We start from the raw sequence: 5,795 nt of genomic DNA, 5'->3' as shown, positions 1-5,795 counted from the left end.
CCGCGCGGCCTCGACCGCGTCCGCGATCGGCACCTCCCGGCCGTCCGGCGCCCGGTACCGGCCCGCGGCCACGATCTGTTCCGTCTCGTGGGCGATCCCACGCAGGCGCGCGCTCACGGCGCCACCCCCGTGGGCGCCACGACCGCGGCCCGCGCGGTCTCCCCCGTCGTGCTCATGCACGCATCCTGGGTGATGCTGGATGGCGGTGCAACGGAGTTTCCCGCCCCCGGAACGGCCCGGAAACGCAGACAGGAACGGAGGTGACGGATCCGGAACGTCCGGGTGGGCACCCTTGTGCGAATCGAGGGAAGGGTTTTGGGTGGGACGAGTGCCCGCCGGGCCCACACCGGGCGGGTGACATGGTGGAACCTCAGGAGGATCCCGACATGTCCGATACGCAGAGCGACGGCGGCGACTGTACGGAGCACCGCACCGCCGTCACCGAGGCCGAGGTGGAGGCCCTGGTCCGGGGCATCTGCTTCAAGACCGGACCGCCCCGCATCCTCGGTGTCGAGCTGGAGTGGCTCGTCCACTCGCTGGAGCTGCCGCAGCTCCCGGTCACACCCGAACGACTCGCAGCGGCCCACGCCACCGTGCGGGCCCTCCCTCTGAGTTCGGCGCTCACCGTCGAACCCGGCGGCCAGCTGGAGCTGAGTTCGCCGCCCGCCGCCTCCCTGATGGAGTGCGTCGACACCGTCTCCGCCGATCTGGACGCCGTCCGTGCCGTCCTGGCCGAGGACGGGCTCGGCCTCGCGGGCATCGGCCACGACCCCTGGCACGCGCCCCGCAGATTCCTGCACGAGCCCCGCTACGACGCCATGGAGACCTGCCTGGACCGCACCGGCCCGGCCGGCCGCCACATGATGTGCGCCTCGGCCTCCGTCCAGGTCTGCGTGGACGCCGGCCAGGAGGAGCCCGGCCCGCTGGGGCACGCCCGGCGCTGGTGGCTGGCGCACCAGCTGGGCGCGGTCCTGGTGGCCGCGTTCGCCAACTCGCCGCTGCTCGGCCGGCGGCCCACGGGCTGGCGGTCCACCCGGCAGCTGACGTGGATGGAGATCGGGGCCGGCCGGGCCGGCGGCCCCTCGCTGGACGGCGAGCCACGGGCCGCCTGGGCCCGGCACGTACTGGACTCGCCGGTGATGTGCGTGCGCCGGGACACCGGGCCGTGGGAGGTGCCCGAGGGGCTCACCTTCCGGGAGTGGACCCGCTCCGGCGCGCCCCGGCCGCCCACCCGGGCGGACCTCGACTACCACCTGACCACCCTGTTCCCGCCGGTCCGGCCGCGCGGCCACCTGGAGCTGCGGATGATCGACGCGCAGCCCGGCGAGGACGGCTGGCTGGTGCCGCTCGCGGTGACGGCGGCGCTGTTCGACGACCCCGGGGCCGCCGAGACCGCCTACCGGGCCGTGAAACCGCTGGCCGAGCGGGCCGGGAACCTGCCCGCCCCGCACAACCCGCTGTGGATGGCCGCGGCCCGGGACGGGCTCGCCGACCCGGAGCTGCGCGAGGCCGCCGGCATCTGTTTCGCGGCGGCCCTGGAGGCGCTGCCCCGGCTCGGCGCCACCGCCCGGGTCGTCGACACCGTCGCGGCGTACCGGGACCGCTACATCGCCCGGGGCCGCTGTCCGGCCGACGACCTGCTGGACCGGCTGCCCGAACTGCTGGACGGGCCGCCCGCCGCGGACCCGCCCCGTTCCGGGCCGGCCAGGGGCACCCGTACCGCCCGCGGGAGGAAGGACATCCGTACATGACCGCCCCCGAGACCGACATCGAGACCGCCGAGCCGGACACCGAGGCGCTGCGGGAGCGCGCGCTGGCCTCCCTGACCACCGCCCGTGCCCGCACCACCCTGCTGACCAGCTGCGTCGACGAGCCGGACCTCACCGCCCAGCACTCCCCGCTGATGTCCCCGCTGGTGTGGGACCTGGCGCACATCGGCAACCAGGAGGAGCTGTGGCTGCTGCGGGCGGTCGGCGGCCGGGAGGCGATGCGGCCGGAGATCGACAGCCTCTACGACGCCTTCGAGCACCCGCGGGCGGAGCGGCCCTCGCTGCCGCTGCTGCCGCCCGCCGAGGCCCGCCGGTACGCGGCCGAGGTACGCGGACGGGCGCTGGACCTGCTGGAGGCGGCGGACTTCCACGGCTCCCGGCTGACCGAGGCCGGCTTCGCCTTCGGCATGATCGCCCAGCACGAACAGCAGCACGACGAGACGATGCTGATCACGCATCAGCTCCGCAAGGGCCCGCAGGCGCTGACCGCTCCGGACCCGGAGCCGGTCCCGCTGTTCACCGGCCCGGCCGAAGTCCTCGTGCCCGGCGGCCCGTTCACCATGGGCACCTCCGGTGAGCCGTGGGCGCTGGACAACGAGCGCCCGGCGCACCCGCGGGAGGTGGCGCCGTTCTGGATCGACACCACCCCGGTGACGAACGCGGCGTACCAGGCGTTCATCGAGGACGGCGGCTACGACACCGAGCGCTGGTGGTCGCCGCGGGGCTGGGCGCACATCAGGCAGCACGGCATCACCGCCCCGCTGTTCTGGCGGCGGGACGGCGACCGGTGGCTGCGGCGCCGGTTCGGGATCACGGAACCCGTCCCGCCGGACGAGCCGGTGCTGCACGTGTGCTGGTACGAGGCGGACGCCTACGCCCGCTGGGCCGGGCGGCGGCTGCCCACCGAGCCGGAGTGGGAGAAGGCGGCCCGCTTCGACCCGGCCACCGGCCGCTCGCGGCGCTACCCGTGGGGCGACGCCGATCCGGCGCCCGAACACGCCAACCTGGGCCAGCGGCACCTCAGGCCCGCCCCGGCCGGCAGCTACCCCGACGGGGAATCACCGCTCGGCGTACGGCAGCTGGTCGGTGACGTGTGGGAGTGGACGGCGAGCGATTTCCTGCCGTACCCGGGCTTCAGGGCCTTCCCGTACAAGGAGTACTCGGAGGTGTTCTTCGGGTCCGAGTACAAGGTGCTGCGCGGCGGCTCGTTCGCCGTGGACCCGGTGGCCTGCCGGGGCACGTTCCGCAACTGGGACTACCCGATCCGCCGGCAGATCTTCTCCGGGTTCCGCACCGCCCGCTCGGAGGTGGTCTGATGTGCCGTCACCTCGCCTATCTGGGCCCCGAGGAGCCGCTCGGCCGGGTCCTCGTGGAGCCCCCGCACAGCCTGTTCCGCCAGTCGTGGGCGCCGCGCCGGCAGCGGTACGGGACGGTCAACGCCGATGGCTTCGGCGTGGGCTGGTACGCCCCCGAGGATCCCGCCCCGGCGCGCTACCGGCGGGCCGGGCCGATCTGGGCCGACCTGTCCTTCGCCGACCTGGCCCGGGTGGTGCGTTCGGGTGCCGTGCTCGCGGCCGTCCGGGACGCGACGCTCGCCGGGGCGGACGCCGAGGCCGCGGCGGCGCCGTTCGCGGCCGGGCGGTGGCTGTTCAGCCACAACGGCGCGGTCGCGGGCTGGCCGGACGCGGCGGCACCGCTGGTGTCCGCGCTGCCGCCGGTCGACCTGCTCTCGCTCCAGGCCCGCACCGACTCGGCGTTCGTCTGGGCGCTGGTCCTGCACCGGCTGCGCGCCGGGGACGACCCCGAGCAGGCCCTGGGCGGAGCGGTCCGCCTGCTGGCACAGGCCGCCCCCGCCTCCCGGCTGAACCTGCTGCTGACCGACGGAGCCACGATCACCGCCACCACCTGGGGCGACTCGCTGTGGTACCGCACGGAGCCCGGCCGCGGCACGGTCGTCGCCTCCGAGCCGTACGACGACGATCCGCTGTGGCGGGAGGTCCCCGACCGCACCGTGCTCACCGCGAGCCGCGCCGGCGTGCTGCTCGCCCCGCTGGAGGAACCGGCGCCCGCATCACCGAAGGAGCCCTGCCGTTGAGCCCCCTGCACGTCACCCGCACCCTCCCCGAGGACGCCACGGACGCCGCGCTGCGCGCCGACGTCCTGCACGGCCTCACCGTCACCCCCAAGTGGCTGCCCCCGAAGTGGTTCTACGACGCCCGCGGCAGTGAGCTGTTCGAGCAGATCACGGAACTGCCCGAGTACTACCCCACCCGTGCCGAACGGGAGATCCTCGCCACCCGGTCCGCCGAGATCGCCGCCGCGAGCGGCGCCCGCACCCTGGTCGAACTGGGCTCGGGCTCCTCGGAGAAGACCCGCTATCTGATCGAGGCGCTCCCGCGGCTTGCCGCCTACGTCCCGGTCGACGTCAGCGAGAGTGCCCTCACCCAGGCCGGGCGGGCCCTGATCGAGGAGCGCCCGCAGCTGGAGGTCCACGCGCTGATCGCCGACTTCACCGCGCCGCTGGCCCTGCCCGCCACGCCGGGCCCCCGGCTGCTGGCGTTCCTCGGCGGCACGATCGGCAACCTGCTGCCCGCCGAACGCGCGGAGTTCCTGGCCTCCGTGCGCGCGCTGCTCGCCCCCGGCGACGGGCTGCTGCTCGGCACGGACCTCGTCAAGGACGAAGAGGTGCTGGTCCGGGCGTACGACGACGCGGCCGGGGTGACGGCCGCGTTCAACAAGAACGTGCTGGCCGTGGTCGACCGCGAACTGGGCGCCGACTTCGATCCGGACGCGTTCGACCATGTGGCCCTGTGGGACGCCGAGCGGGAGTGGATCGAGATGCGGCTGCGCTCCCGTACCGCGCAGACCGTGAAGGTGCCCGCGCTGGACCTCGCCGTGGACTTCGCGGCCGGCGAGGAGCTGCGCACCGAGGTGTCGGCCAAGTTCCGCAAAGAGGGTGTGACCGGGGAACTCGCCGACGCGGGGCTTGAGCTGACGCACTGGTGGACGGACGCCCAGGGCCGTTTCGCGCTGTCGCTGAGCGTGGCGCGGTGAGCGGGGTGCGCGTGGTCAGCCCACGTCCGGGGCGAGCGCCTCGGTGATCTTCCGTGAGGCGCGGCGGGCCTCGGCCGCCGGGTCCGCGCCGTTCAGCACCCGGGTCATGTAGTCCTTGATCGGGTTGTCGGCCTCCACGTCGGCCCACTGAGGGGTGTGCGGGGTCGCCCGGCCGTGCGCCGCGCCCACGGCCATGGCGGCGACCCCCTCCTCGCCCGCGACCGCGTCGGCCAGCGTGGTCTTGTTGGGCACGTAGTTCATGGTGCGGGCGAGTTCGGTGTCCCACTTGGCGCCGGTGAGCGCCCCGACGACGGCGGTCGCGGCGAACTGGTCGTCGGTGTTGCGCGGGACGACCAGGTCGGAGCCGCCGGTGAAGACGGCGCCCGGCCGCCCGGCGGTCCTGCCGGGCACGGGGAAGAAGCCGATTTTGCCCTTCAGGTCCGGGTTCTGCCGGACGATCGCCTGGGCGAGCCCCGGTACGGCGATGATCTGCGCGACCTTGCCGCCGGCGAACACCCCGGCCTGGGGCGGGTGTTCCTCGTCGGCGTCCGCGGGTCCCGCGCCGAGCGCCTGGAGCCGGCGGTAGAACTCCATGCCGCGCAGCGCGGCCGGGGTGTCGAGGGTGCCCTGCCAGGTGTGGTCCTTCTCCTGTGCGAGGTCGCCGCCCTCGTCCCAGATGAACCCGGAGAGCGTGTACCAGTCCTGCCCGGCGAGGTAGATGCCCTGGGTGCCGCCGGAGTTCAGCTTCTCGGTGGCGGCGAGCCAGTCGTCCCGGGTCCGCGGCGGGCGGGCGATGCCGGCCTGCTCGAACAGGTCCTTGCGGTAGATGACGACGCGGTTGGCGGCGTACCAGGGGATGCCGTACTGCTTGTTGCCGTCCTTGCCGGGCTCGGCGAGGCCGGGCAGCCAGGCGTCCTTGCCCCAGTCCCGCATCGACTCCAGGGTGAGGTCCACGAGCCGGCCGCCGTCGGC

The 5,795-nt window shown here is 74.5% G+C and carries 5 protein-coding genes; 4 read left to right on the top strand and 1 reads right to left on the bottom strand.

The annotated features are described in order from the left end of the window. The first annotated feature begins 386 nt into the window (after positions 1-386). The 4 genes from egtA to egtD are packed head-to-tail and all read left to right on the top strand — an operon-like array spanning position 387 to position 4,823. A complete protein-coding gene (egtA, locus tag CCN44_RS40480) occupies positions 387-1,751 on the top strand; it encodes an ergothioneine biosynthesis glutamate--cysteine ligase EgtA (RefSeq protein ID WP_086704155.1) in 1,365 nt (454 codons plus the stop codon). Continuing rightward, positions 1,748-3,085: an ergothioneine biosynthesis protein EgtB gene (gene egtB / locus CCN44_RS40475; protein ID WP_086704153.1), complete on the top strand. Its 1,338-nt coding sequence runs from the start codon at positions 1,748-1,750 to the stop codon at positions 3,083-3,085. Before egtA ends, egtB begins: the two co-directional genes overlap by 4 nt. Beyond that, positions 3,085-3,864 carry an ergothioneine biosynthesis protein EgtC gene (egtC, locus tag CCN44_RS40470; protein WP_059246678.1) on the top strand — a complete coding sequence of 260 codons (780 nt, stop codon included), beginning with the start codon at positions 3,085-3,087 and terminating at the stop codon, positions 3,862-3,864. The genes egtB and egtC overlap by 1 nt, the downstream gene beginning before the upstream one ends. Continuing rightward, entirely contained in the window at positions 3,861-4,823 is a 963-nt protein-coding gene (gene egtD, locus CCN44_RS40465) for an L-histidine N(alpha)-methyltransferase (protein WP_086704149.1), read from the top strand. Before egtC ends, egtD begins: the two co-directional genes overlap by 4 nt. 15 nt (positions 4,824-4,838) lie before the next feature. Here the strand turns inward: egtD and CCN44_RS40460 are convergent. Beyond that, the coding region (locus CCN44_RS40460) for an extracellular solute-binding protein (RefSeq protein WP_086704147.1) at positions 4,839-5,795 on the bottom strand (957 nt) is incomplete at its 5' end.

Origin of the sequence: Streptomyces tricolor (assembly GCF_002155905.1) — a bacterium.
GTDB classification, from domain to species: Bacteria; Actinomycetota; Actinomycetes; order Streptomycetales; family Streptomycetaceae; genus Streptomyces; species Streptomyces tricolor.
Note: the sequence above shows the minus strand (reverse complement) of the source record. Positions and strands in the feature narration are given on the sequence as shown.

What these genes read in the sequence shown, in the direction of transcription:
- egtB (WP_086704153.1), top strand. Translation starts at nt 1,748, where the DNA reads ATGACCGCCCCCGAGACCGACATCGAGACCGCCGAGCCGGACACCGAG.
- egtC (WP_059246678.1), top strand. Translation starts at nt 3,085, where the DNA reads ATGTGCCGTCACCTCGCCTATCTGGGCCCCGAGGAGCCGCTCGGCCGG.
- egtA (WP_086704155.1), top strand. Translation starts at nt 387, where the DNA reads ATGTCCGATACGCAGAGCGACGGCGGCGACTGTACGGAGCACCGCACC.